General features: G+C 58.0%; 25 protein-coding genes. 13 read left to right on the forward strand and 12 right to left on the reverse strand.

The window, feature by feature from the left end; all coding sequences use genetic code 11:
* Window positions 1–43: 43 nt before the first annotated feature.
* From E1958_RS11655 to E1958_RS11710, 12 genes are all read right to left on the reverse strand, one after another.
* Window positions 44–736 carry a hypothetical protein gene (locus E1958_RS11655; RefSeq protein ID WP_133512031.1) on the reverse strand — a complete coding sequence of 231 codons (693 nt, stop codon included), beginning with the start codon at window positions 734–736 and terminating at the stop codon, window positions 44–46.
* 363 nt (window positions 737–1,099) lie between these two features.
* The gene (locus tag E1958_RS11660; RefSeq protein ID WP_133512032.1) at window positions 1,100–1,861 is read right to left on the reverse strand and encodes an ABC transporter ATP-binding protein; all 762 of its coding nucleotides are present in this window, start codon (window positions 1,859–1,861) and stop codon (window positions 1,100–1,102) included.
* Window positions 1,862–1,870: 9 nt separating this feature from the next.
* Window positions 1,871–2,596, reverse strand: a complete 726-nt coding sequence (locus E1958_RS11665) for an ABC transporter permease (RefSeq protein WP_165741792.1) — start codon at window positions 2,594–2,596, stop codon at window positions 1,871–1,873.
* Window positions 2,597–2,915: 319 nt separating this feature from the next.
* On the reverse strand, window positions 2,916–3,707 hold the full coding sequence (locus tag E1958_RS20300) for a glycosyltransferase family 4 protein (RefSeq protein WP_165741790.1): 792 nt from the start codon (window positions 3,705–3,707) through the stop codon (window positions 2,916–2,918).
* 688 nt (window positions 3,708–4,395) lie between these two features.
* Window positions 4,396–5,469: a glycosyltransferase family 4 protein gene (locus E1958_RS11675; RefSeq protein ID WP_133512035.1), complete on the reverse strand. Its 1,074-nt coding sequence runs from the start codon at window positions 5,467–5,469 to the stop codon at window positions 4,396–4,398.
* A gap of 2 nt (window positions 5,470–5,471) precedes the next feature.
* Window positions 5,472–7,025 carry a class I SAM-dependent methyltransferase gene (locus E1958_RS11680; RefSeq protein WP_133512036.1) on the reverse strand — a complete coding sequence of 518 codons (1,554 nt, stop codon included), beginning with the start codon at window positions 7,023–7,025 and terminating at the stop codon, window positions 5,472–5,474.
* 171 nt (window positions 7,026–7,196) lie between these two features.
* Window positions 7,197–8,945, reverse strand: a complete 1,749-nt coding sequence (gene ptsP / locus E1958_RS11685) for a phosphoenolpyruvate--protein phosphotransferase (protein WP_133512037.1) — start codon at window positions 8,943–8,945, stop codon at window positions 7,197–7,199.
* Window positions 8,942–9,211 carry an HPr family phosphocarrier protein gene (locus E1958_RS11690; RefSeq protein WP_133512038.1) on the reverse strand — a complete coding sequence of 90 codons (270 nt, stop codon included), beginning with the start codon at window positions 9,209–9,211 and terminating at the stop codon, window positions 8,942–8,944. Before E1958_RS11690 ends, ptsP begins: the two co-directional genes overlap by 4 nt.
* On the reverse strand, window positions 9,208–10,074 hold the full coding sequence (gene rapZ / locus E1958_RS11695) for an RNase adapter RapZ (RefSeq protein ID WP_133512039.1): 867 nt from the start codon (window positions 10,072–10,074) through the stop codon (window positions 9,208–9,210). Before rapZ ends, E1958_RS11690 begins: the two co-directional genes overlap by 4 nt.
* Window positions 10,075–10,192: 118 nt before the next feature.
* Window positions 10,193–10,663: a PTS sugar transporter subunit IIA gene (locus tag E1958_RS11700; protein WP_089724149.1), complete on the reverse strand. Its 471-nt coding sequence runs from the start codon at window positions 10,661–10,663 to the stop codon at window positions 10,193–10,195.
* Between the two features lie 105 nt (window positions 10,664–10,768).
* Window positions 10,769–11,101: a ribosome hibernation-promoting factor, HPF/YfiA family gene (gene hpf, locus E1958_RS11705; protein WP_133512040.1), complete on the reverse strand. Its 333-nt coding sequence runs from the start codon at window positions 11,099–11,101 to the stop codon at window positions 10,769–10,771.
* Window positions 11,102–11,368: 267 nt separating this feature from the next.
* Window positions 11,369–12,838 carry an RNA polymerase factor sigma-54 gene (locus E1958_RS11710; protein WP_133512041.1) on the reverse strand — a complete coding sequence of 490 codons (1,470 nt, stop codon included), beginning with the start codon at window positions 12,836–12,838 and terminating at the stop codon, window positions 11,369–11,371.
* Between the two features lie 617 nt (window positions 12,839–13,455).
* Here E1958_RS11710 and ybgC point away from each other — a divergent pair.
* The 13 genes from ybgC to E1958_RS11770 all read left to right on the forward strand — a co-directional run bounded on the left by ybgC (window position 13,456) and on the right by E1958_RS11770 (window position 25,090).
* Complete coding sequence (gene ybgC, locus E1958_RS11715; RefSeq protein ID WP_243725265.1) at window positions 13,456–13,884, forward strand: tol-pal system-associated acyl-CoA thioesterase; 429 nt, start codon at window positions 13,456–13,458, stop codon at window positions 13,882–13,884.
* On the forward strand, window positions 13,874–14,548 hold the full coding sequence (gene tolQ / locus E1958_RS11720) for a protein TolQ (RefSeq protein WP_133512043.1): 675 nt from the start codon (window positions 13,874–13,876) through the stop codon (window positions 14,546–14,548). Before ybgC ends, tolQ begins: the two co-directional genes overlap by 11 nt.
* Window positions 14,549–14,580: 32 nt before the next feature.
* Window positions 14,581–15,015, forward strand: coding sequence for a protein TolR (gene tolR, locus E1958_RS11725; protein WP_243448382.1), 435 nt, complete (start codon window positions 14,581–14,583; stop codon window positions 15,013–15,015).
* Window positions 15,016–15,229: 214 nt separating this feature from the next.
* Window positions 15,230–16,213 (forward strand): cell envelope integrity protein TolA, encoded by a 984-nt coding sequence (tolA, locus tag E1958_RS11730; protein WP_133512044.1) that lies wholly within the window; start codon window positions 15,230–15,232, stop codon window positions 16,211–16,213.
* 399 nt (window positions 16,214–16,612) lie between these two features.
* Entirely contained in the window at window positions 16,613–17,998 is a 1,386-nt protein-coding gene (locus E1958_RS11735) for an AAA family ATPase (protein ID WP_133512045.1), read from the forward strand.
* Window positions 17,995–18,546, forward strand: a complete 552-nt coding sequence (locus E1958_RS11740; protein WP_133512046.1) for a hypothetical protein — start codon at window positions 17,995–17,997, stop codon at window positions 18,544–18,546. The genes E1958_RS11735 and E1958_RS11740 overlap by 4 nt, the downstream gene beginning before the upstream one ends.
* A gap of 150 nt (window positions 18,547–18,696) precedes the next feature.
* Window positions 18,697–19,992 (forward strand): Tol-Pal system beta propeller repeat protein TolB, encoded by a 1,296-nt coding sequence (gene tolB, locus E1958_RS11745; RefSeq protein WP_133512047.1) that lies wholly within the window; start codon window positions 18,697–18,699, stop codon window positions 19,990–19,992.
* A 400-nt stretch (window positions 19,993–20,392) separates the two neighbouring features.
* The gene (gene pal / locus E1958_RS11750; protein ID WP_133512048.1) at window positions 20,393–20,926 is read left to right on the forward strand and encodes a peptidoglycan-associated lipoprotein Pal; all 534 of its coding nucleotides are present in this window, start codon (window positions 20,393–20,395) and stop codon (window positions 20,924–20,926) included.
* Between the two features lie 10 nt (window positions 20,927–20,936).
* Complete coding sequence (gene ybgF, locus E1958_RS11755; RefSeq protein WP_089724138.1) at window positions 20,937–21,674, forward strand: tol-pal system protein YbgF; 738 nt, start codon at window positions 20,937–20,939, stop codon at window positions 21,672–21,674.
* Window positions 21,675–21,970: 296 nt separating this feature from the next.
* Entirely contained in the window at window positions 21,971–23,275 is a 1,305-nt protein-coding gene (tig, locus tag E1958_RS11760) for a trigger factor (protein ID WP_133512049.1), read from the forward strand.
* 259 nt (window positions 23,276–23,534) lie between these two features.
* Window positions 23,535–24,179 carry an ATP-dependent Clp endopeptidase proteolytic subunit ClpP gene (clpP, locus tag E1958_RS11765; RefSeq protein WP_133512050.1) on the forward strand — a complete coding sequence of 215 codons (645 nt, stop codon included), beginning with the start codon at window positions 23,535–23,537 and terminating at the stop codon, window positions 24,177–24,179.
* A gap of 22 nt (window positions 24,180–24,201) precedes the next feature.
* Window positions 24,202–24,603: an AAA family ATPase gene (locus tag E1958_RS20895; protein WP_207787698.1), complete on the forward strand. Its 402-nt coding sequence runs from the start codon at window positions 24,202–24,204 to the stop codon at window positions 24,601–24,603.
* Entirely contained in the window at window positions 24,530–25,090 is a 561-nt protein-coding gene (locus tag E1958_RS11770; protein ID WP_207787697.1) for a hypothetical protein, read from the forward strand. Before E1958_RS20895 ends, E1958_RS11770 begins: the two co-directional genes overlap by 74 nt.
* The last annotated feature ends 218 nt before the right edge of the window (window positions 25,091–25,308 follow it).

Raw genomic sequence — 25,308 nt, forward strand, 5'->3', positions numbered from 1 at the left:
TACAAGGATTGCAAAACCGAGCAGAGCAAGCCTGATCTTAAATCTACGCATGACTCACGCGCTCCGCATACTCGTAAGCGAGCGACCGAATTTTATCAAGCTCAAGCTCTGTATTAGTTAGTGAGTCTTGAAGATTAATCAGGTGCCGTGTGTGTTGATCTGCGCCAACAGACTCCGCGCGCTTTAACTCTCGTTGAATTTGTTCTTGGCCGTCAGAGACCTCGGCGAGTAGTTTTGGTATTTCTTTATTAACGACCCTATTCAACTCGTGAAGGTTAGCTTGTATAACCTGATTTAACTCTCTAATACCACGATCGTACTTCACTATTTCTCTTTCTAACTTGGCCGCTTCGCCTCGAAGATGTCTATTAAATGCAAGGATTTTGTGGTTCTCTTCGCGAAGATGTACAATTTGCGCGTTTAGCTCGTTCTTTGCAGATATATGTTGGTCCAGATTCTCATTAATATTATGACTGAAAAGAAGACCAAGTGCGGTTCCAATCGCAGCACCCTCGATTACTCCCATATCCAAAGCTAGGGCCGCAAGGCTACCCCCAACCGCCCCAACTGTTACTCCTTGAATGTAAGTCTTGACTGCACCTTCTCTGGTTGAGCAACCAACTATAAGACTGATTAGAATCACTACTAAGGATATTGAAAGGTACCGTTGCCTTCTATCACGTGTTAAGTATTGGCTGTTTATATTCGTTTCTAGTATAGCTGGCTGGTAATTCACGAGTACTCCTCGCGCCGTGATGTGAAATGTCAAGCGATCTGTGTGCGATTTATGTTAGGCGCGGTGAGCATCTACCTACCATTCCAGGGACAGGGCTGGCAGGCAGCGAACCGCATCGAAAGGGAAGCTACGAATCAGGCGAATCGGCACGAATCGATCTGCGAGGATTCGCGTGATTCGTAGTTTTCTCTTTGAGCTCGGGCCATCCATTGATGCGGTTCGCTGTGGCCCCGTCTCTGGGGCCACTGCTCACCACATCCTACGGGTTTTGCCCAACCTACCTGACTTTGGGCGTCGTAACGCAACTCGTCCGGTCCTCCAGACAGCGCCAAATCATTCAGGATTGCTGAATATCAACAGGTCCTAAGCCCCCCCCGATCGGTCCTTATAATACTCCAGGATTGCATCGGTCTCTCCCACGCGAAGCACCTTCCCGTGCTCCATCAAGACGCAGGTTCTGCATATTTTCCTCACCAGAGGTTCCGAATGCGACGCCAGTACGATGATCGCCGCTTTCCCTGTGAATGCATCCAGACGCTTGTTTGCCTTTTCCAGAAACGCCGCATCACCCGCCCCGATCCCTTCGTCCAATAACAGGATATCCGGCACGATCGATGTGGACACGGCAAACGCCAGGCGCATGCGCATACCGGCGGAATAGGTCCGTATCGGCAGGTTCAAAAAGTCCCCCAGCTCGGTGAACTCGACGATGTCGTCCACGCGTTGCTTGATTTGCTGATGGGTCAGACCCAGAAACAGGCCTCGCATCACGATGTTCTCGTAACCGGTACTCTCCTGGTCCATCCCCAAGGCCACATCGAAGAGGGGCACTGCATGGCCTTGGATCTCGACAGTTCCGGCACTGGGTTCATAGATTCCGGCCAGCACCCGCAGCAGCGTGGTCTTTCCCGATCCATTGTGCCCAATCAGCCCGACATAATCCCCATCTCGGAACGACAGGCTCACATCATCCAGCGCCTTTACTACCGATACCTTGCCCGAACCGGGCTGAGATTGAATGCGTCCGCCCGTGCCGGTCCGGATGAGGCGCTTCTTCAATGAGCGACTGCTTGCGTCATAGATGGGGAAAGATACCGCCACCTTATTCAGGTGGATAGAAGCCATCGCTTTCCCCTAGACCCAGTATGCGATTCGCCACCGATAGGCGGTATAGGCGAGCAAGGTAAGGGTCCAGCCGACGATGGTTACCACAAAGATGACGATCCAATGCTCGAAGGCCGGAACCTGGCCCAACAGGGGGCTGCGTACAACGGTGACGAAATGGTAGAAGGGATTCCCATCCAGGAGCACGCTGCGGCCGGGAAGCATATCCACCTGCCAGAAGATGGGTGTCATGAAAAAAAATACCTGCACGATACTCCCTACAATCATGGGAATGTCTCTGAAGCGGGCACTCAGTAATCCCAGCAGTAGGGCAACCCAGAGTCCGTTGAGCAGAATCAGGGCGATCCCGAGCACCGCGAGCAACCAAGACCACCCGACCGCGACCGGGAACACCAGGGCCACGGCCACGAAGACCCAGATGGTATGCATCGCTGTGAGGAAGTTGCTCCAGACCACGCGATAGGCGTGAGTGGATAATGGAGCATTGAGTTGCTTGATGAGATTTTCGGCACCGTTGAAGGTCTGACATCCTTCATTCACCAAGCTCGATATGAGCCCCCAGGAGAAAAAACCCGCGGCCAGATAGGGAAGGTACTCCCGGACTTCGATCTTGAAGATTTGGCCGTAGAGTACACCGATGGCGGCGACCATCACGCCCATCGAGATGGTTATCCAGAAGGGTCCGATGAATGACCGCCGATAAGTCTGTCGAATAGTGTGTAACCCGATCGTCATCCAGAGCGACCGGTGCCCCCAGCCATTGGAAATGTCGGCCAGGGCGTTACGGAACTGGCCCGGACAGGTTGTATAAAGGCGTTGAACAGCGAACCAGGACGGCGATCTAGGTACTTTGGTGCCTAGCATGAAAAGTTTCGAGCCAAAGAGTAGCGTAAAACTTAAAAGGATACCTGATGTCGTGCCGGGATTCCAGGGTAAGCGTATATAGCGTATATTAAGTTGCTACCGGCCACCGATCGTCAACTACCAGCCGCTGGCCGTTGTAAATGAAGTTGCGGATTTTGGCCGCGGAACAATCTGTGAAAATCCGCGTAATCTATGGATTGAAAAGGTTTTTGTCGGGGTTACGGCACGTTCGGATCGGTTTGCACAGCTCCGTTCCGGCTTCGAGCCTCGACGCAATCCGTCCGATTTTTGTTCCGGCCGCCGACCAGTCTTCCATTCGATACTCCCTGGCAATGCGGTCCGCTAAACGTCTTCTGTAATCCCCATCGAGCCAAAGCCGCTCGATGGCACGGACCCAAGCGGGCAGATCCCAAGGATCCAGATACTCGACCAGATCCCCCCCCACCTCCGGCAGCGAGCCGCGATCCGAACAGATTACCGGCGTTCCGAAACCCAGGGCCTCCGCGACCGGAAGGCCCCAACCCTCGTAGAGGGAAGGAAAGACGCAGAACAGCGCCTTTTGGTACAGGACGCAAAGGTCATGGTCCGATACCTGATGCAACTGAACAATGATGCCTTTGGTTACCGGATCCAGCTTGATGTCGTTAAGGAGATCGTTCACACCCCAGCCGGGTGACCCGACAAAGACCATGCGCGGTAGCCTGTCCCGACCATGGATCTCGGCAAGGCGATGGAAGGCCCGATAGAGCACCTCATGGTTCTTGCGTCGTTCGATGGTGGACACGAACAGTACGTAGGGCCGTTCTGTCAGGCTCGAGATCAGGTCGGAGGGCGACCCGGCAGCCATGGGCAGATCTGCTCCGAGGCGGATAGTAAAGAGCCGCGGCACCGGTATGCCGAGTCTCTCGATCTCTGCGCGCAAATCCCGCAAGGTGCATTCCGACACACAGGCAATCGCATCACACCCTGCTACTAACTCCATCAGATACCTCGGAAACTGCTTGGCGGCGTAACGAAGACAATACTGAGGATATTTGATCGGGCCTAGATCGTGGCAACAGCCGATAATTCGGATACCGACACGGTTCTTTAATTCCTGGAGGACAAAGCTGATATCCCACTCAATACCGAGGATAACCAGAACGTCCCCCGGTCTCAGAACGTTACAGACGTATCCCCCTGAGGTCGCCAACCATCGCCCCAGGCCCATGCGCGTGCGAAAAGCCCATTTTCCCAAGCCTCTCTGTATACTGCGTCCCACTTCGACGAGGCGTCTTATTCCGGCGACCAAGCACGGCGAACCTCTGGCGAGAGACCGAAGGTTCGTCCGGATGCTAGCAAGGGGCGCGCTGAATCGGATGGGTGCAATCTGATGTTCCGAGGAACGCGACGGCCTTATACACCAAGGTCTGTCAGGAGAGGGCTTCTTCGTCAAGCTTGCTCTAACGGAGGCGGCAGGGATCTCGACAAAATCACCTCGTCCTGCTTTCCACACGCAATACCGTACCTGCTCTTCACCGAGCGCTTCCCGGAGAGCCCAGGCGATATTGTGCTCAACCCGAACGACACCGACCGGCGGCTGCTTGTGACCTACGGATGTGGTAACGTTTATCCAAATAGTCATGCTGTCTTCGTAACTACCGAAAATCGCTTGGCGTCACTTAGGTGACCTAGCTGGTGTGGTGTTTCGGGAATCTTCGAATTGATGGCCTCTTAACGCGCTCAATCCCCGCTTCGAGCGCATCCATCAGGGTAGTGGCCACATGCTCCCAACTGATACCTTGGATCGATTCCGCACCCCGTTGGCCCATACGCTTAGACACTGCCGGGTCGGCAGCAAGAAAATCGATGTGCTTGGCAATGCGCCTGGGATTGGGGGCGCAAACGAAACCACTTTTCCCGTGCTCCACGATTCGCGCTGGTTCGCCGGAATCCGAACAGGTAATCACGGGTTTGTGGCTATGAAATGCCTCGAGCGTTATCAGCCCGAAGTCCTCGTGCAACGGAACGAAGGCCACGCACAACGCATCGGCGTAGAGCGCAAGCAATTCCTCGTCGGAGACCCTGCCGAGAAAACGAATTCTCGGATTCTTACTCGCCAACGACTTCCAGGCCACCTCCTTCTCCCCGGTGCCGGAGATGAGGAGCTCCACCGGCGAGCGGACGTGGCGCATGGCCTTGATGACCAGATCGCCTCGCTTCCACCGACTCAGGCGGCCGGGTAGGAAAACGTACCGGTAATCTCCCTGCCGGAATCCTTTTATCGTGGTTGCCTGATAGAGCACCTCCGAATCGAGACCATTGAAGGTCTTGAGTCTCCGACTTACCTCATGGCCGATGGTGAAGATACGCCGTGTCCTTGGTGATCGAAGCGCCAGCGTATCCAGGTTGTGAATGAACTTCCGGCGTCGGATGTGCTTTCGAGTAGGCAGCGGATACGTAACATTGAACAAGTCGTAGAAGACGCGCATGGTGTGCTGCAGGTAGCACAGATGATTCGGATGCCGCACGACGTATCCCGGCGCCTTGGTAGAGATCACGGCATCGTGGCCGGTAAGGTCCAAGTCATAGAAACGGAGGTAAGACTCCTGGATGTGACGAAAGTCCCTCTCATCGCTAACTATGGACACGATTTCGGCATTTGCGCCTGCCTCGATCAGAGCGTTGCTAAGCCCCGGGTAGAAACGCTCTGCACCCCCCTGTTCCCCTGTCACGGAAGCCGTTGCCAAGATGGCGATTTTCATCCTTAGGCTTTGTATCCGACCACGGCATAATCGGGGGCAGCCGCGAAGTTTGCATTGAGAAACTCGATGACCCGGTTCAGGGCTTGAGCATCGGGCGTTTCCGCAGGCGAGAGCGGCAAGGATTCTACTGAGCGGTGTTCGGAAAGTCGCTTGATCTCGACCGCAACATAGCCCCTGGCTTCGAGCAGAAACTGGGACATGAGCGGGGGTAGGGGATGCAGGTGGGTCGGATCGAAGTAGAAGTGGCAGGCCCCGACCCGGAGATTCTCCGGATTCGGCGTCTCGAAGGCCACCAGGCCACCGGGCTTGAGTACCCGCAGACACTCATCCAGGAGTTGCACGAGCTGGTTGAAGGGAATATGTTCGATGAGATGCAGGCCGGTAATGGCCCCTATCGATGCCTGGTGCAGCTTGCGTAGGTAGTCCATCGCATCCGCTTCGATAACCTCGAATCCAGTATCCCGGCATTCCTCGACGAGCAGCTGATTCAGATCGATGCCACGCGCCACCAGAGCATGGTCTTTCAGTAGCTCCAACAGCTCGCCCCGACCGCATCCCAGATCGATCACGGGGCGCTCCTCGGTTCCGGCGCCGGCCGCACGAATCAGCTCCAGGTAGACCTCGGCGCGTTGCTTGATCTCCACGCGCGTCCCCCGGAAGGCATCCTCGAAGCTGACATAGTGCGCATCTAGCCAATGATCCGCCGCCGCGGCCAGCGTGGCGACCTGTTCCCGGTCGAAGGGTTCGGGCAACCGTTTGCGGGCCTCCTCGAGCAGCAGATTCAACCGTCGCTGGGAATCGAGCAGGGTCCGTTTCTGGTCCTGATATTTATGGAGCAACCTGGCCTGCTCCGATGCAAGCGCTGCAAGCTTTGATTCGAGCTCCGCAAGCCGCCCATTATCGGCCTTCCCATTGACGACATCCCAAAAATTTTCATTGTCGACTTTCTTGTTAACAATTTCCCTATTCTCGTTAATCGCCTGCCACAGGTCCTCCGTCGTCCGCTCCTGATTGGCCACAGCTACCGGAAGCCTGATCAGATGAATCAAGAGCGCCGGTAAGTAGCCCAGAATCGGTACTCGAAAGACCGCCTTCATCAACCCCCGAACGGCAAGCCCACCTCGAATCGGGACCCCGTTCGCCCTCCCTTCCGGGGAGTATCTCAAGTGTGCCAGCACCTCCAGCTTGGAGATCTGCTTTGCTTTCAACTTGGCAAGGAATCGTTCCCGCCCCCCGTGGTCGAGATCCCGGTTCAGGATGCGTCGATAAGCGTTTTCAAGAAACGCCTCATCATCGGCGAGGAGGAAATCTTCCACCCGATTCCCCGGTGGCCCGGAGGGCCACTCGGCAAAGGGCTCAACGCCGGCCGCCGGTATCGGTGAGGGGGCCGATTCCGCCATTGCTCCTGGGGTTACCTGAGCCCGACTCGAGTGCTCGAACGCGACCTCTTCTCGAATGCGATGCATGATTTGGTCGATGTCGTCTTTGGTCGGGGGGAAAACATCGTGTTCGTATGCTGCCCTTCCCTTGCTCGGTGAAGGTTGATGGTTGGCCATTGTCAAATCCACGTGATTATATTCAAGCCAGAGCGGTGTTATGCCAACTGTGGCAGGCTATGCTGGAACATAGAAACGCGCAATAGTCACTAGGCGGACAAATTTTCCATTTCCGGTGATACGGTTCGTTCCACTCGCCACTCTACGATGTCAGCGGACGGGCATGGCAGGTCAGGAGCAGATGCGCTCGATGGCCTGCGCGAACTGTTCCGGCTCATGATCGTCCAGATGGGCGAACAGCTCCCCGGTTGCGCGCTCCAGGTGGGGGATATGAGAACCGCGTACGCGTTCCTTGATCTCCAGCAGCGAGCCCGGCTGCATACTGAACTCACGCAGGCCAAGTCCCAGCAGCAGGGGCACATAGCGGGGGGTTCCCGCCATTTCGCCGCACATGGATACGGGGATACCGTGGGCCCGTCCGGCCTCGATCGTCATGCGGATGAGACGGAGTATCGCCGGGTGCAGGGGATCGTAAAGGTAGCTGACAGTGTCGTCCATACGGTCAATGGCCAGGGTGTATTGGATGAGGTCGTTGGTGCCGATGGAGAGAAAATCCAGCCGGTGGGTGAATGCCGGCGCGGAAAGGGCGGCCGCCGGTACTTCGATCATGCCGCCTACCGGCATGTGCGGATCGAAGGCCAGCCCCTCGCGGTCGAGCTCCCGACCGACCTGCTCGATGAGTGCGAGGACCGCATCGAGCTCCCGGATGTGGGACAACATAGGGATCATCAGACGCACCGGGCCGAAGGCGGAGGCGCGTAGGATCGCGCGCAGCTGGGGACGAAACAGCTCGGGCTGCTTGAGGCACAGGCGGATGGCACGCAGACCCAGGGCGGGATTACAGGCCAGTGGACAGGTGGCCGAGTCGCCGTCCACCTGTTTGTCCGCCCCCAGGTCCAGGGTCCGTATCGTGACCGGGGTGCCTTCGAGTCCGCGGATGACCTCCAGATAGGCCGCCAGATGCTCCTCCTCGTCCGGCGGACGGTCCCGGTTCATGTAGAGGAACTCGGTCCGGTAGAGGCCAACCCCGGCCGCTCCGTTGGCTCGGATGGCTACCGTATCTTCCGGGAGCTCGAGATTGCCCAGCAGACTTACCGGGGTTCCGTCGGCGCTGAGCGAGGGCTCTCTGACCAGGCGCCGGAGGTGGGCTCGGCGTTCATCGAGTACCCGTATGCGCTGCCGGTAATGCGCCAGGATGTCCGCGTCGACGTCTGCCAACACGACGCCGGACTCGTCGTCGACCACCACCGTCTCGCCCGGACGAAAATAGCTGGTAACCTTGCGCACCCCGACTACCATAGGGAGGTTCAGGCTGCGCGCCAGGATGGCGGTATGGGACAGGGGACTGCCGTACTCGGTGACCAGGGCCGCGACGCGCCGCTGGCGCAGGACTACCGTGTCCGCGGGGGAGATGTCATGGGCGATGACCACGCACCCGTTCAGGTCGGTGTCTTCCTCCGAGTCCGGGATCCGTTCGCCGAGCAGGAAGCCGAGGATGTGCTGCACCACATGGTCTAGGTCGTCGCGGCGGCCACGTAGATAAGGGTCCTCTATATCTTCGAATGCCTTCACCAACGTCATCCGGTGCTGCTCCAATGCCCATTCGGCGCTGAACAGCCGCTCCCGGATCAATGCCCGCGCCGGATCGACGAGGGCGGCATCTTCGAGCATGAGCAGGTGTGAGTCGATGAATTCAGCGACTTTGACCGGGGTTGCGTGTGGGATCTGGTCGCGCACGGTCCGCAGGGCCCCCTGGGCCGCCGCGAGGGCATCTTCGAGCCGTTGCAGCTCGCCGGGGACCGTGGCCGGATCGATGCTGCGGGGGGCTATCCTCAGGGGGTTCCGGTCGAGCATGAAGACGGGGCCGATCGCGATCGCCCGGGTGGTGGCGACGCCGAGGCCACAACAGGAGAGGGTCATTCGTCCTCCCCGAAGCGGTCGGCGATGAGCCTCTCCAGGGCGGCACAAGCGACGGCCTCGTCCTCGCCCTCGATCAGCAGTGTAACCACACTGCCCTGCGCCGCGGCCAGCATCATCACATTCATGATGCTCTTGCCGTTTACCTGCTGACCCTTCCATTCCAACCGGACCTGACTGGCGAAAGCGCCGGCACAGGTGACCAGCTTAGCGGCGGCGCGGGCGTGCAGCCCGAGCTTGTTCAGGATCTCGAGCTCCTTGCGGATCACAACAACTCCCGATGGCGGACCATGACCTTGCGTCCTTCAGCCTCGAAATGGCTTTTGAGCTGCTCGGCGATGTAGACGGAGCGGTGTTGACCGCCGGTACAGCCGACGGCGACGGTCAGATAGCTGCGCCCGTCCGCCTCGAAGCGGGGGATCCAGCGGTCGAAGAAGCGCGCCAGGTCGCCATGCATCGCGCTGACTTCCGGTAACTCTTCCAAGAAGTGGGTTACCGCGGGATCCAGACCGGTCAACGGGCGCAATTCCGGCTGCCAATGGGGATTGGGCAGACAGCGTACATCGAAGACGAAGTCCACGTCCTGGGGTATGCCGTGTTTGAAGCCGAAGGTTTGGAGCAGAATCGAGACCTTGGGCGAGGCACCGTCCCGAAGGCACTCGCGCACCAGATCCCGCAGCTGATGGACGTTGGTGTGGGTAGTGTCGATGCGCAGGTCGGAATCGCTCAGGATCGGTTCGAGCAGCTTGCGTTCGAGCTCGATTGCCTCGGCCAACGGACGCTCAGGGACAGTCAAGGGATGCTTGCGGCGGGTCTCGCTGAAGCGTTTGATCAGGGTGTCCGTCTGGGCCTCCAGGTAGAGGACGCGACGCTCGAAAGGTCCGTTGCAGACGAACTCCAGCAGCCTCGGCAGCCCATCCAGCTGCTGCTGCTGGTTACGGGCGTCGATACCGACGGCGGTTTGGGTGAAGGCGTCGCTGTCCGCCCTCGCCAGTCCTGCGACCAGTTCCTTGAGCAGAAACAGGGGGAGGTTGTCGATACAGTAATAACCGAGGTCTTCCAGCGTATGCAAGGCGATGCTTTTTCCCGACCCGGACAGTCCACTGACAATAATCAGCTTCTTTGCGTTCATCTCAGACTTACCGCCACTCCGCGCACGGGTCCTGTGGTTACGGGCTGTCCCGGCAGCCGGTGCGACTGAACCGCGGGTTGATTCGATCCATCAGGTCTTTGGAGGGGTTGGACTTGGGTCATTGATTCCGGAGATCCTGTTCCTGGCCTTCCAAGAGCGCAAGGATCTGCTCCGCCGAGGTAGCCCGGCGCAGGTCCTGGCGCAGCCGTGGATCCTTGAACATAGATGCCAACTGCGCGAGCAGCTGCAGGTGCAGCTCGGTGACCGACTCGGGTACCAACAACCCGAAGGCCAGATCGACCGGTCCGTTGTCGAGGGCGTCGAAGGCGACCCCCTTCCGGAGCTGGACGAAGGCACCGACGGCTTCGGTTACTTCCTGCATACGGGCGTGGGGTAGGGCAACCCCGTGACCGAGCCCGGTGCTGCCGAGACGTTCGCGCTCGCACAGACGCCCGAACACGCCTTCCGGACTTAAATCCGGGTCGATGCTGGCGAGAAGCATGCCGAGCCTCTCCAAGAGACGCTTTTTGCTGCTCAGCTCCAGGTCATTGCCGATGCGGTCGGCAACGATGAGGTGGGGAGGAAACATCGGATGCTGCTCCCGATGGGTAGGTGATGAAGTCGTTCGATAGACCTGTCGTAGCCGGGGATTGCGGACGACGAGGTGGGTCCAGGGGGTCCGCAGGCAAGGCATTTAGACCCGTTCCGGGTCCTGGTCGAGGGCTCTATGGCCGTTGCCCCGGTGATCGCGCCTCTTCTCTTTGTGCTTCAAGACCTGACGATTGAGCTTATCGATGAGCCCATCGATCGCTGCGTACATATCCTCGTGGACCGAGTCCGCGAAGACCTTGGCGCCGTTGACGTGCAATGTGGCCTCCGCCTTTTGGCGCAGCTTCTCCACACTGAGGATGACATGGATGTCGAGGACGTGGTCAAAGTGTCGCGCCAGGCGTTCGAACTTGGTCTCCACATAGCCCTTGAGGGAGTCCGTGACATTGACATGGTGACCCGTCAGGTTGATTTGCATCGTATGACTCCTGAAGTTTCCGAAGTAGCGCCAACCGGCTCCCGGCGGCGGACGTGAGAGCCTGTCTGGCATACGGCTGTTCTCCTGTGGAATCGAGGCGGTCGGTCAGATTTCCCGCTCGAGTTCGTTAAATAGACTTAAGCTTTCGCCTCAATCGAGCGCAAAATCTGCCTCGACCCCTCGCTACAAACGCGTAAGCCAGACCGGCTCTGAAATCTTTAATCCTCCGCAATCCCTTGCGCAGACTTCACGGCCTCGAGGCTCTCGTCAACCCGGACGTCTGCGCTCGTTCGAGGACGGAACCCCCATACCCTCCCGGTACTTGGCGACCGTCCGCCGCGCCACCCTGATGCCTTGTTCGGCCAGGACCGTCGCGATCTTGTTGTCGCTCAGCGGATGGTGTGGATCCTCCACGGCAACCAGCTTGCGGATGCAGGCGCGAACCGCCGTCGATGAACATTCACCGCCGGAGTCCGTGCTCAGGTGGCTCGAGAAAAAATACTTGAACTCGAACGTACCCCTGGGGGTACCCATGTACTTGTTGGTCGTCACCCGAGAGATGGTGGACTCGTGCAGCTCCAGTGCCTCGGCGACGTCACGCAGTACCATGGGCTTCATCGCCTCTTCGCCGTATTCGAGAAAGTCCCGTTGCAGTTCCACAATCTTGGAGGCCACTTTCAACACAGTATCGTTGCGGCTGGCCAGGCTGTTGATGAACCAGCGCGCCTCTTGCAGGTGGCTCTTGAGACACTGGTTGTCTTGGCTCCGGTCGGCGCGTCGGACCAGCTTGGCATAATCCGGATTCACTCTAAGTTTAGGTGCCGTTTCCGGATTCAGCTCGACGACCCAGGCAGTTTTCCGCTTCCGCACGATGACGTCAGGGACAAGGTACTGGGGCTCGAGGTCCGCAATCAAGGTCCCCGGCCGTGGGTGTAGAGAACGGATCAGATCGGTGATCTCGTCCATAGCTCGGGCGGACAGTCGCAACGCGCGCCGGATTTGCTCCATGTCGTTCTTCGCCAGGGCCTCGAAGTAGCGGTCGCAGACCTCGATGGCCGGACCGCGCATCCTGGTCCCTTCCGGGAGGTGGCGCAGCTGGATCAGCAGACACTCGCGCAGGTCGCGCGCCCCCACCCCGGGCGGGTCCAGGGACTGGACCCGATGGAGTATGATTTCGATCTCCTCCGGCGTCAGGTCCGCATCGTCAAAGGTGGCGAGGAGCTCCTCCGGCGTCGCGGTGAAATAACCATCCTCGTTGATGGCATCGACGATGGCGGTGGCGATGGCCAGACTCGCTGCATCCAACCGGCTCAGGTTGAGCTGCCAGTGCAGGTGGTCTCGGAGGGTCGGCGCCTTGCTGTGCCGAGCGAAGATATCGATCTCGTTGGTCGCTTGTGCCCTTGCCCCTCGGCTCGGCAGATCGCTGTCGTAATGATCGGTCCACTCCACATCGACCGGCAGCTCATCGGGGATCGGCATGCTCTCGGGTTGTATCTCCTGCTCCGAATCGGCAGCGACGCCTGCCGTCTCCAGGGTCGCGTCCATCGACCGGAGGTGACCGGATCCATTAAGGCACTCCACCTCCTCAGTATTCTCCAACATCAGGTTGGAATCCAAGGCCTCCTGTATCTCTTGCCGAAGATCCGAGGTCGACAGCTGCAGCAGGCGAATTGCCTGCTGCAATTGCGGGGTCATGGTCAGCTGCTGACCGAGCCGGAACTGAAGCGACTGCTTCATCGGGGATTCAGACCTAGCGAGGCTTCGCTTCAGACCATTGATGCGGAATCGCGGTTGACAAGAACCACGGATGAACACGAATGGACACGAATATTTCCACAGACCCGAAAGCCCCTCTCCCCAAGCCCCTCTCCCGCCGGGAGAGGGGTTGGGGAGAGGGGATCAAAACGGGGAATCCCTCCCTTTTGCGCAATGCACAGACTCGACTCATTGGTAAAGATGCCGGTTACTCTAAGGGAGTCTAATACCTTCTTTCAGAGGTCGTCTAAAAACCAGCCCATTGATTTTTCACGATGTAGCCTTGTCTTCTATCCGGCCGGATGGGTTGAAAGCTAACTCTACTACCCCATTTCGCATGATTTTGCTGTAGGGAACGCCCTCCGTGGCGTTCCGAACAGTTTGCGGAACGGCACGGAGGCCGTTCCCTACGAATATATCGATCAAAGCGTTGGTTCTTAGGCAATCTCTCAAAAAGGCAGCTTGAAAACTTCACGTGGTCCGCGTGGGATAAGCGACTCCACCCGCCTCAACCCTATAACACGACAGATCCCCTTGCAACGCGGAGGAGTCCAGATAAGATGCCCCTATCGGGTTTTTTCAAATTTTCCAGGTGTGCTGTGTCGAGTAACGAAGGCGAGCCGAGATTTTCCCTGCCGGTGCGGGTCTACTACGATGACACGGACGTCGGTGGTACGGTCTATTATGCCAACTTCCTTAGGTTCATGGAGCGAGCGCGCACCGAATGGCTACGCAGCCTGGACTTCGAGCTGGACGCACTGCGGCTGCGCGAGGGTCTGCTGTTCGTCGTGCGACACGCGGAAATCGCGTACCTACGCCCGGCAGTGTTCAACGACCTGCTGACGGTCACCGTCGACCTCCGTGCCGGCGGCAAGGCAAGCATGGATTTCGTGCAGGAGATACGCCGCACGGCAGACACCACCCTCTGCTGCCGGGGTCGGATAAAGGTTGCCTGTATAGACGAAAAGACTCTGCGTCCCACTCGCCTACCGGAACGGCTGCTGGCGGAGATCGTCGATGTATGCTGAGCTCTCCCTCCTTGACCTAGTACTCAACGCCAGCATCGTGGTGCAATTGGTGCTCGTGTCCCTGGTGCTAGCCTCGATCATCTCCTGGACCATGATCTTCGACCGCGCCCGGGTCCTGAAGCGGGCGCGGCAGACCACAGACGATTTCGAGCAACACTTCTGGTCCGGCGGCGACCTCGGCGCCCTCTACCGAGACCTGGAGCGGGACCCGCGGGGCGTGAGTGGGTCGGCCGCCATCTTCCGGGCCGGCTTCAAGGAGTACATGCGCCTGCGTAAGGGCGACAACGGGGATCTCATGGCCGTCCTCCAGGGCACCGAACGCTCCATGCGCGTCGCCCTGAGCCGCGAGATGGACTGCCTGGAGGTCAATCTGCCCTTCCTCGCTACCGTAGGCTCCACCAGCCCTTATGTGGGCCTGTTCGGCACCGTGTGGGGCATCATGCATGCATTCCATGCCCTAGGAAACGTCAAGCAGGCGACCCTGGCCCTGGTGGCGCCGGGCATCTCCGAGGCCCTGGTGGCAACCGCCATCGGGCTGTTCGCCGCCATCCCGGCGGTGGTCGCATACAACCGCTACGCCAACCAGGTGGAGCGGCTGAACAACCGCTACCAGGAATTCATGGAAGAGTTCTCGACTCTACTGCAACGCCAGGGGCGGGGCTGAAGGGACCTACGGGACGAATGGGAGCGCTCCGGATGCGAAGGTCGCGCCTGCACCGCCGGTTCATGTCCGAGATCAACGTCGTGCCCTACATCGACGTGATGTTGGTGTTGCTGGTGATCTTCATGGTGACCGCGCCCCTGATTACCCAGGGCGTCAAGGTCGACCTGCCTCAGGCAAACGCCGAGGTCATCTCCGAAGAGACCTCGGAGCCGGTCATCATCACCGTGGATCAGTTCGGGGACCTCTACCTGGATGTAGGGGAGGCCAAGCACCAGCCGATGGATCGAGAGACCCTACTGGCCCGGGTCAGTACGGTGCTCAAGCACAACCCCAGGGTACCCATCATGATTAGGGGCGACACCGCCGTGGACTATGGGCGCGTGGTGGAGGCCATGGTGCTGGCCCAGGCCGCGGGGGCTCCGAGCGTCGGTCTGATCACAACCCCGCTGGAACGCCTCGGGCCCTAGTGCAGCAGTACCGATAACATGGGAATCATTTTTTTGCCGCAAATGAACGCCAATGAACGCAAATCGGTCGCAAAGGATCACACGGTCTTTTCTGTCCACAGATTACGCAGATTCTCGCAGATTGTTTCGTTTTGCGTTTATTTGCGGACAAATCTTCCGTGGGGATCCTGCCGGCTCGCTGTTATCGGTAGTTGAGAGCACCTGTACTTAAGAGATGTGGCAAATCCTGCGCAGGAACCCGCGGGCCTTCGGGGCCGCCCTGTTGCTGCACCTGATCTTGGCGGCGTTTACCCTGGTGAGTGTGGACTGGTTGGCTACCTTCGATGAGGTACGGAGCGAGCCGCGGGTTGTACAAGCCACCATCGTCAGTACTGAGGCCGTAGAGGCGAAGGTCGCGGCCCAACATCAGACGGAGGCCAAGCGCAAGGCCGAAGAGGAGACACGACAACAGGCCGAAGCCGAACGTAAGGCCAAGGAAGCCGCTCAGCGCCGAGCGGAGGCCAAGCGTAAAGCCGAAGAGAAGGCCCGGCAACAGGCCGAAGCCGAACGTAAGGCCAAGGAAGCCGCTCAGCGCCGAGCGGAGGCCAAGCGTAAGGCCGAAGAGAAGACCCGGCAACAGGCCGAAGCCGAACGCAAGGCCAAGCAGGCCGCTCAGCGCCAAGCAGAGGCCAAGCGCAAGGCCGAGGAAAGGGCTCGACGACAGGCCGAAGCCGAACGCAAGGCCAAGCAAGCCGCTCAACGCCAAGCGGAGGCCAAGCGCAAGGCCGAAGAGGAGGCCCGGCAACGGGCCGAAGCCGAACGCAAGGCCAAGCAAGCCGCTCAGCGCCAAGCGGAGGCCAAACGCAAGGCCAAGGAGGAGGCCCAACGGGCGCGGGAGGCGGATCTGCTGGCAGCCTTGGAGGCGGAACAAGCAGCCGCCGGCGAGTTGGGCGTCTACACGAACGCGATCCGAGAGCGTATCCGCCGAAACTGGGTCCGTCAGCCGGGTATGGGGCGGGACCTCTCGTGCCTGGTAGAGGTCAGACTCATCCCGGGCGGAGAAGTGGTTCCCGCCGGTGTGCGGGTGATCCGCAGCAGCGGCAACCCGGCATTCGATCGCTCCGTGGTGACCGCTGTCTACAAGGCCTCTCCCCTACCCGTACCCTCCGGGCAGTTGTTCGGACAGTTCAGGAATCTGAGGTTGGACTTCAAGCCCTGATGGGGAGTTGCTGGTACAGCTGCGCACAAAAACCGGGAACAAAAACTACGAATCGCGCGAATCGGCGCGAAAGTTTTTTACATCGCACAGAGACACAAAGGCACAAAGAGATACAAGGATAAAAAGGGGAGCGATAGGAAGCGTCGTATCCTGGTCTTAAGATGAAAAGCTTGCGGATTTCAACGGCGACAGAGAGGCATTCTTCGTGTCTTTGAGGCTTTGTGTGAGAAAAATCGATGCGGTTCGCTGCACTCACCACATCCTACGGGCTTTTGCGACACCTTCTCCGGGAGAGGGGTTGGGGAGAGGGGATCCAGCTATCAGCTACCAATCACCAGAAGATTGGACCGGAAGGAGCCTGCGAAGGCAAACGGATGCAGGTTTAAGGAGTAAAGCGATATGAAGATTTCAATAAAGAATCTGGGCGTCATCAAACAGGCAGAATTTGCCCTCGGCGAGTTGACGATTATTTGCGGTCACAACAATACTGGTAAAACCTATGCAACCTATGCCTTGTTCGGGTTTCTATCCCTCTGGCGAGATGCCTTTTCCATTGAAGTACCGGATAAAGATGTCCAGCGTCTTTTGAGTGAAGGTAGTATTGATCTGGATCTGAACACCTACGTCGACAAGGCACCGACCATACTGAAAGATTGGTGCGGAGAATTCACCGAACAGCTCCCACGTATTTTTGCCTCACCGGATAAGCATTTCTCTGATAGCCATTTTTCCGTTGACCTCGATCCAAGTGACATCCAGCCGAATCCGACCTTTGAACGCACCATGGGGGCCGCGAAAGCGCAACTCTTTTCCATTGCAAAAAAGGCCGATTCCCAACTGGTCACGATTTCCCTGCTGGTCGAGAAAGAAAAGGTCGGAATACCGCCGGATGTCATCAGCAGGACCATCAGCAATGCCTTGAAAGATATTATTTTTGGAAATCTTTTTCCGCGTCCTTTCATTGCCAGTGCGGAACGCACCGGCGCCGCGATCTTCAGAAAGGAACTCAACTTTAATGGCCTGCTTGAAGAAATGACTTCAACGGAAAAGAAGAGAAACTTTTTTGATCTATTATTTGGGGCCTATAAAGATTATGCTCTGCCAGTCACGTCGAATGTTGAATTTAATAGCCGGCTCGAAAGGCTCACTAAAAAAGAGAGTTTTATTTCAAAAGATCATACAGAAATCTTGCATGACTTTGCTGACATTATCGGCGGTGACTACCTGGCAACAAAAGACGATGATATCTATTACCTTCCAAAGGGCAAGCGCGTCAGGCTGACCATGGATGAGAGCTCCAGTGCCGTGCGTTCACTCCTGGATATCGGATTCTATCTCCGCCATGTAGTCGCACCGGGCGATCTGCTCATGATCGACGAGCCGGAGCTGAATCTCCATCCGGAGAATCAACGAAGGATTGCCCGCCTCTTTGCAAGACTGGTCAACCTCGGCATCAAGGTATTCATCACGACCCATAGTGACTACATCATCAAGGAGCTGAATACCCTGATTATGCTCAATCAGGGTGGAGAACGGTTGCAGGCGCTGGCGGAACGCGAGCACTATGGAGCATCGGAGCTGCTCGCCCCTGAAAAAGTACGGGTGTACATAGCGGAAGAGGCCCTCATCGAGCCGGATGGCGCAAAAAAGCGCGGTCGATATCCGACGCTTGTTCCGGCCGATATCGACGGCAAGTATGGAATAGAGGCCAGGAGTTTCGATAAGACCATAGAGGATATGAACCGCATCCAGGAAGAAATCGTCTGGGGGGATGATGAATCATGATGGACATGGACATCCTCTCCCAGATGATCCGGGATACCGCGCTGGTGCCGCTGCAAGAAGATTATGGCAAACCACTCGTCAGGCTTCGCGAACCCCAAGCGCCCGATTCCAGTGCGACCATTCGCAGTCTGCCGGCCGATGCGATAGTAATCAAAGTGGACGCCTTTCGCTCACCGGATGACATCTTCAAAGGGCTGCATGGTGAATGCAAACGTGCTGATTACGTCATCATCAGTGCGGAAAGGAAATGTATCCTGTATATCGAGATCAAGCGTACTAAGGATGCATGGAACCAGATCGTTAAACAGCTGATGGGAACCCAGTGTTTTATCAAATATTGTCAAGAGGTCGGCAAGGTGTTCTGGGATGAAAGTTCCTTCCTGGCTGGCTATAAGAATCGCTTCATCAGCATCAGTCACACAGGCATTCCCAAGAGAAGAACAAGGGTCAAAAGGGAAAAGAAGCGACATGATACTCCCGATAGGGCCATGAAAATCGACTGGCCGCATCACCTTCAATTCAACCAGCTCGCTGGCTTGGGGGCATAATCGGTGAGGGTGATGTCTTCTGGCGCCTAGCACCCGGCTTCAACCGATATTGCGGATTTATAGTATCTTCTGGCTCACACACCTCAGCGTTTAGTGGTCGATAACCGGTGATTGGTGACCACTAGCCACTGATCACTAAAAAAACAACCCATGAAACCACTGTCCGTTCTCTCGCTACTGTTCCTGCTGATCTGGTCGATCGGGGTCCAGGCCCGCCTCACCATCGAGATCACCGGTGGCACCGAAGGGGCCCAGCCCATCGCCATCGTCCCTTTCGCGGGGCCTGAGGGCGGTGGGGTGCTTGCCGAAGATGTGGCAGCCGTTATTGCAGCCGATCTGGCCCGAACCGGGCGTTTCCGGCCCATGCCCCGCCGTGACATGATGGCTACCCCCCACACAGCCGAGGAGGTGGACCTGCGCGACTGGCGCCTGGTGGCGATGGACAATCTGGTCATCGGCAAGGTCGAGCGGGCGGCCGTGGGCGGCTACGATGTCAGCTGCGTCCTGTTCGATGTCTTTCGCGGTAAGCAGCTGGCGGCCATGACCTTTACCAGCCGCGCTTCGGAGCTGCGATATGCCGCGCACCGAATCGCCGACATGATCTACGAGCGGCTGACCGGCTCTCCGGGGGTTGCCGCCACCCGTATCGCCTATGTAACCTCCGATGGAAATCGGGGTGGCCAACGGATCAAGCTCGAGGTGGCGGACGCGGACGGCCACAATCCGCAGACCATCGTGTCCTCCCGTGACCCCATCATGTCCCCGGCCTGGTCACCGAACGGACGTCAGCTGGCCTATGTATCCTTCGAGAATCGCCGGACCGCCATCTACCTCCAGGAGATGGCCACGGGCCGACGGGAACGAATCGCGGGCTTCAAGGGCATCAATGGGTCCCCGGCCTGGTCGCCGGATGGCCGCAGCTTGGCCATGACCCTGTCGAAGGGCGGTAACCCGGACATCTATGTCTTGGATCTGGTAAGCCGCAACCTGCGTCAGGTCACAGACCACTTCGCCATCGACACCGAACCCGCCTGGTCGCCTGACGGCCGCCACATCATCTTCACCTCCAACCGCGGCGGGAGTCCTCAAATCTATCGCATCCCGGCCACCGGGGGGACCGCGGCACGGGTCACCTTCGAAAACGACTATAATGGCCGCGCCTCCTATGCGCCGGACGGCCGTTCCATCCTGTGCGTGACCCGGATCGACGGCAGCTTTCGCATCGGCCTGTTGGATTTGAATACCGGGACGATGCGGTCGCTGAGCAGCGGCAGGTTGGACGAGTCCCCGAGTTTTGCTCCCAACGGCACCATGGTAATTTATGCGACGCTGCATGGTGGCCGAAGCATTCTGTCCGCGGTCTCGGTGGATGGGTCCGTCAGCCAGCGGTTGTCTCAGGGGCTGAGCGACGTGCGCGAGCCGGCCTGGTCCCCCCTGTTACGTTAGCCCTGCTTGCTAATAGGGGCTCGCTAATAGGAGACAGTGGTACCGATCCGAACGGCCTGCGGCTGCCTTGGATGGATTTGGCTACGCGACCCGATTCGCCGTAACCTAGTATGGCAATACCGAAGTACCGATAACATGGGAAACATTTTTTTGCCGCAAATGAACGCCAATCGATCGCAAAAGATCACATGATCTTTACTGTCCGCAGATGACGCAGATGCTCACGGATGGTTGCGTTTTTAATCTGTGAAAATCCGTGTGATCCGCGGATAGATCGAAGCAACCGCATCATTTTCCCATACTCAATCCGAACCTCGGCAGTTCCGCTGTTTACCGCCAATCAACGCAAATCGGTCGCAATCGGCCCGCTATCATCGACGCTTCTTGATCCCTCACCCAGATGAAAATGAGCTTGCACAAGACGCTCGGCACCACGCTGATCGCACTGTCGGCGGTCCTCTCATTGAGCGGTTGTCCCACCCAGCCCATCGACCGGCAAGCGCCGACGGGTTCCACCGTTAGAGGACCCGCCGGTACCGCCGTTGCGTCCCCCCCAGGTAGGCAAGGCGGGTACCGGGCGGCAGACCTGAAGGATCCATCGAGCCCCCTCTCCCAGCGCACGATCTACTTTGAATATGACAGTAGCGACATACAGCCCCAGTTCCTCCATATCCTACGCGCCCATGCGTCCTATCTGGCTGCGGATTCCGCCGCCTCGGTGACCCTGGACGGCCATACCGACGAACGCGGTACCCGGGAGTACAACCTGGCCCTGGGAGACCAACGCGCGGGCACCGTGCGCAGCTTCCTGCTCGCTGAAGGGGTACCGGACAGCCGGCTCCGCACCATGAGCTACGGCGAGGAGCGCCCCCTAGACCCGGATCACGACGAGTCCGCCTGGGCCTTGAACAGGCGCGTCGAGCTGGTCTATTGAGATAGCGGTGATGAGCTTGCGGGCAATCCTCTCCGTTTTGGTCTGCATCTTGATACCGGCGTTCTCGGTTGCCGCCGATCAGCGCCTATCCGACCTGCTGCTGCAGATTCAACGCCTGCAACAGGAAGTGCAGCGATTACACGGTCGGGTCGATTTACAGGAGCACGCGCTTTCCACCCTGAAACGCCGGCAACGGGAACAATACCTGGACCTGGACGCACGCCTGCGGGATCGATCGGCAGGCACCTCGCCCCCACCGGCATCCGGGAATACCATTGGTAGGGAAGCCTTACAGGCACCGCAAGATCTGGCCGCGGCTGATGCGCCATCGACACACTCCCCGCCGGTTTCGGGTACGCCGAACGAGGAACAGCAGGCCTACCATAACGCCTTCGATCTACTCAAGCAGCGCCGCTATGGAGAGGCGGTACGGGGATTCGAAGACCTGCTGGCGCGCTATCCGAACGGCGAGTTTGCGGACAATGCACGTTATTGGCTGGGTGAGACCAACTATGTCAAGCGCGACTATGCGACTGCGCTGACCCAATTTCAGCGCGTAACAACAGACTATCCACTGAGTCCCAAGGTCTCGGCATCCCTGTTGAAAATCGGTTACATCCACTACGAGAAGGGCGATTGGCAACGGGCGCGCAGAATATTGCAGAACATGATCGAGAGGTTTCCGGATACCACCGAGGCACGTCTGGCTGCAAGCCGCCTCGAACGCATGACCCGCGAGGGGCATTGAGTGCGATTTTGGTAATTCTTCTGCGCCGTTGCGGTTTACAATCTACTCCACGACCAGAGGCGGCTTAGCCGGCAAATCGGCTAAGATTGGCCTAATTGAACCACGCATCGACATCGACCCGGATCCGGACCACAATGAGCGAGCCGGACACGAGCAGACGTATCCTGTGTTTGCGTTCATCTGCGTCGGAAGCTATCCGGGGTTATGAGACGAGGTCCGATTGGTTATCGAACGTGAAGCGGCAGCGGGCAATGGGTCGTTGGTTTCCCGGCACCGGCTTGGAGTAAAGAAAGACGATGCAAGTAGCAGTGGAAAACGGGCAAGGGCTGGAGCGGCGGATGACCGTCGGCCTGGAAGCGGATCAGGTCGATGCCGAGGTGGAAAAGCGCCTGCGTGAATTCGCCCATTCCGCCAGGGTGCCGGGATTCCGCCCCGGCAAGGTGCCGCTGAAGGTCTTGCGTCAGCGTTACGGTGGGCAAATGCGCCAAGAAGTCTTCGGCGAGCTGATGCGAACCAGCTTTTCCGAGGCCGTTGCCAAGGAGGAACTGCGACCGGTTGGGGTTCCGCGGATCGAACCCGACATGGACGTGTCCGCCCGGCGCTATGCCTATAGGGCGGTGTTCGAGGTATTGCCCCGGTTCGAGCTGGGTCGTCTGGACGGCAAGACCCTCAAGCGGCCAGTGGCCGAGGTGGCGGATGCGGATCTGGAAGCCATGCTCATGCGGTTGCGTGAGCAGCAAAGGACCTGGTCGGTCGTGGAACGTCCGGCCCAGTTAAGCGATCGACTCAAGATCTCCTATACCGGAACGCTGGACGGCGAGCCGTTCGAGGGTGGCTCCGCGGAGGATATCGAGGTCGAGCTCGGTCTCGGGGACATGCTCCCCGGTTTCGAAGAGGGTCTGGTGGGGGTACAGGCGGGGGACGAGCGACGGCTGGACCTCACTTTTCCGGATTTTCCGGACCAGCATCCGTCCGAACACTTGAGTGGGAAGCCGGTCGTCTTCACTGTCCGGGTCGGCGAGGTTGCCGAACCGGTGCTGCCTGAGCTGAATGCGGATTTCGCGAGAGGCTTGGGTTTCCCGGATGGAGACCTGGACGGGTTCCGCCTGGAGCTGCGCCAGAACATGGAGCGTGAGCTTAAGGAGTTGATCCAGGCCAGGGTCAAAGAGCAGGTCATGGACCTGTTGTTGGAAGTAAACCGGATCGACCTTCCGGAGGCCCTTGTCCGGGAGGAGATCGGGGCACTCAAGCAGCAGATTCGTCGGAATTTGAGAGGCAGTAACTTCGAGCTCCCCGACGACCTGTTTCGGGATCGGGCCAGTCGGCGGGTGGCGCTCGGTCTGATTGTCGGTGAGCTCATCAAGGCCAACGGCATCGAGGTCGATCCGAAACGGGTACGGGAGATGGTGGAAGGTTTGGCCTCGACCTATGAAAATCCACAGCAGGCCATCGACTATTTCTATGCCGACCAGGAACGCCTGGCCCCGGTAGAGTCCCTCACCCTGGAGAACCAGGTGGTCGACTGGGTGCTGGACCAGATAAGGGTCGAGGACGAACCGACGACCTTCGAGAAGCTGAGCACAGCCGCGGCAGTCGAATGAGCTCCGCGGTCGTCATGCTTAGGTTTCAGGGTGTGTAGGATGCGGTGAGCGCCTGCCGACTGCTCCAGGAATACCTGCCTGTACCGGCACGGCAAGATGGGGCACGACAGACGGGGGGCAGACCGCGAACCGCATCGATCAGGAGGCCAACGACGGGCAGCTGTTGACTGGAAGCCCGGTCGGTGGGCATTGCAGTCACACGGAATAGGGCCACACGCGGACCCTAAACTATGAATGTAAATGGTACGACGAACAGCCTATGAGCACAGTTTCCGACCACAATGGGTGGGACCCGAAAAACCTCGGATTGGTCCCCATCGTCATCGAGCATACGGCGCGTGGGGAGCGTTCTTTCGATATCTACTCGCGCCTGCTCAAGGAGCGCGTCATCTTCCTCGTCGGGCCGGTGGAAGACTATACGTCGAACCTGGTGGTCGCCCAACTCCTCTTCCTGGAGTCGGAGAACCCCGACAAGGATATCCACCTCTACATCAACTCGCCCGGAGGTACGGTGACCGCCGGGCTGGCCATCTATGACACCATGCGCTTCATCCGACCGGACGTGAGCACCATGTGTATCGGCCAGGCAGCCAGCATGGGTGCCCTGTTGCTGGCCGGGGGTGCCACCGGAAAACGCTTTTGTCTGCCGCACTCGCGGATGATGATCCATCAACCCTTGGGCGGCTTTCAAGGCCAGGCGACGGACGTGGACATTCACGCTCGCGAGATACTGCACATTCGTGATCGCCTCAACCGGATCCTCTCCCACCATACCGGGCAGCCGGTGGAGAAGGTTGCGGAGGACACGGAGCGGGACCGCTTCATGGGCGGCGAGGAGGCCATGGAATATGGTCTTGTCGACCAGGTCCTCGCCGAACGGGAGGCCGCCGCGGTGCCGGAATAGTCGGCAAAGGGCGTAGGATGCGGTGAGCGCGGGAGAACTTTCAGGACGGCTCTACTGGGTGGCGCGAACCGCATCGGTTGATAGGGGATACAGGCCTGATTCCCTCCGCGGCGCGAAGCTTCAGGTTCCCACGCAGCGCGTGGGAACGAGAAAATCACGTAAACAGAGATCTGCCGGTAAAATGACAAAATCAGTATGTTTATTCAACCACAAAGGTGGAGTCAGCAAGACGACGACGGCCTTTAATCTTGGTTGGGTTCTGGCTAACCATAATAAAAAGGTGCTTATTGTCGACCTCGATCCGCAATGCAATCTTACCGGGCTTGTGTTGGGATATGGTGCCGTTGAAAATGAAAAAATGGAAAGTTTTTATTATACCGACATCCCCGGATTATTTCTGTTTACAAGCCGTAGGATCCCTTGAGAAAAATATAAGAAAATGGCATAAAGATGTTATCCGATTTATAGAGGACAACGATTTCTCCGTGGCAAATTTTCCGATACATAATAGCCCGAAATTTTTAGGAGCTATTCAACAACGGTATCGGCCACGAAAGGAAAAGCCAGCTAAATCCTTCCAAAAATGGATAGATATAATAAGAAAATCAATAAATGAAAGTCTCATTCCGTCGCTTGAAGAAATAGACTGCGTGATTGATGGAAAGAAGATGGATCTGGCATTGAGGAATACAGACCTGAAGCCGTATGACTTGGCGCATATACCAGACTTTAATTCTTTGATAGCGATCAGCCAACAAGTATCAAAACCGGTATTTTCGTTAACCGATAATGAAATTGCCGAAGAAGGGAAAGTTTTTGGTCATGCAGAAAAGACAATGCAGATCAGTAGGAACAATTTTAATCGTGTTTTTGCCGACTTGGGCGAAAGAGTATTGAGTTTGACATCGTAACCGTAAGAGTCCCTCTCCCGCCGAGGGTATCGCAAAAACGTGGCGTCAGCTGCCAGTCCGTGAAATTCAAACCACAGAGGACACAGAGAACGCAGAGAATTGGCCGATTCCTTTCCCTGCGTTCTCTGTGGTTCGAAATGACTTTTACGACACCCTCCCGCCGGGAGAGGGGTTGGGGCTCGGCAAGTCCGTAGGGCGGGTTAGGTGCGTACGCCAAG

The organism is Candidatus Thiosymbion oneisti (assembly GCF_004359955.1).
GTDB lineage: Bacteria > Pseudomonadota > Gammaproteobacteria > Chromatiales > Chromatiaceae > Thiosymbion > Thiosymbion oneisti.

Bases quoted from the DNA above. Each gene is read 5' to 3' on its own strand.
- E1958_RS11660 (WP_133512032.1), bottom strand. From the start codon at position 1,861: ATGGCTTCTATCCACCTGAATAAGGTGGCGGTATCTTTCCCCATCTAT.
- E1958_RS11665 (WP_165741792.1), bottom strand. From the start codon at position 2,596: ATGACGATCGGGTTACACACTATTCGACAGACTTATCGGCGGTCATTC.
- E1958_RS20300 (WP_165741790.1), bottom strand. From the start codon at position 3,707: ATGGAGTTAGTAGCAGGGTGTGATGCGATTGCCTGTGTGTCGGAATGC.
- E1958_RS11675 (WP_133512035.1), bottom strand. From the start codon at position 5,469: ATGAAAATCGCCATCTTGGCAACGGCTTCCGTGACAGGGGAACAGGGG.
- E1958_RS11680 (WP_133512036.1), bottom strand. From the start codon at position 7,025: ATGGCCAACCATCAACCTTCACCGAGCAAGGGAAGGGCAGCATACGAA.
- ptsP (WP_133512037.1), bottom strand. From the start codon at position 8,945: ATGACCCTCTCCTGTTGTGGCCTCGGCGTCGCCACCACCCGGGCGATC.
- rapZ (WP_133512039.1), bottom strand. From the start codon at position 10,074: ATGAACGCAAAGAAGCTGATTATTGTCAGTGGACTGTCCGGGTCGGGA.
- E1958_RS11700 (WP_089724149.1), bottom strand. From the start codon at position 10,663: ATGTTTCCTCCCCACCTCATCGTTGCCGACCGCATCGGCAATGACCTG.
- hpf (WP_133512040.1), bottom strand. From the start codon at position 11,101: ATGCAAATCAACCTGACGGGTCACCATGTCAATGTCACGGACTCCCTC.
- E1958_RS11710 (WP_133512041.1), bottom strand. From the start codon at position 12,838: ATGAAGCAGTCGCTTCAGTTCCGGCTCGGTCAGCAGCTGACCATGACC.
- tolQ (WP_133512043.1), top strand. From the start codon at position 13,874: ATGTATGCTGAGCTCTCCCTCCTTGACCTAGTACTCAACGCCAGCATC.
- tolR (WP_243448382.1), top strand. From the start codon at position 14,581: ATGCGAAGGTCGCGCCTGCACCGCCGGTTCATGTCCGAGATCAACGTC.
- tolA (WP_133512044.1), top strand. From the start codon at position 15,230: ATGTGGCAAATCCTGCGCAGGAACCCGCGGGCCTTCGGGGCCGCCCTG.
- E1958_RS11735 (WP_133512045.1), top strand. From the start codon at position 16,613: ATGAAGATTTCAATAAAGAATCTGGGCGTCATCAAACAGGCAGAATTT.
- E1958_RS11740 (WP_133512046.1), top strand. From the start codon at position 17,995: ATGATGGACATGGACATCCTCTCCCAGATGATCCGGGATACCGCGCTG.
- tolB (WP_133512047.1), top strand. From the start codon at position 18,697: ATGAAACCACTGTCCGTTCTCTCGCTACTGTTCCTGCTGATCTGGTCG.
- pal (WP_133512048.1), top strand. From the start codon at position 20,393: ATGAAAATGAGCTTGCACAAGACGCTCGGCACCACGCTGATCGCACTG.
- ybgF (WP_089724138.1), top strand. From the start codon at position 20,937: ATGAGCTTGCGGGCAATCCTCTCCGTTTTGGTCTGCATCTTGATACCG.
- tig (WP_133512049.1), top strand. From the start codon at position 21,971: ATGCAAGTAGCAGTGGAAAACGGGCAAGGGCTGGAGCGGCGGATGACC.
- clpP (WP_133512050.1), top strand. From the start codon at position 23,535: ATGAGCACAGTTTCCGACCACAATGGGTGGGACCCGAAAAACCTCGGA.
- E1958_RS11770 (WP_207787697.1), top strand. From the start codon at position 24,530: ATGAAAAAATGGAAAGTTTTTATTATACCGACATCCCCGGATTATTTC.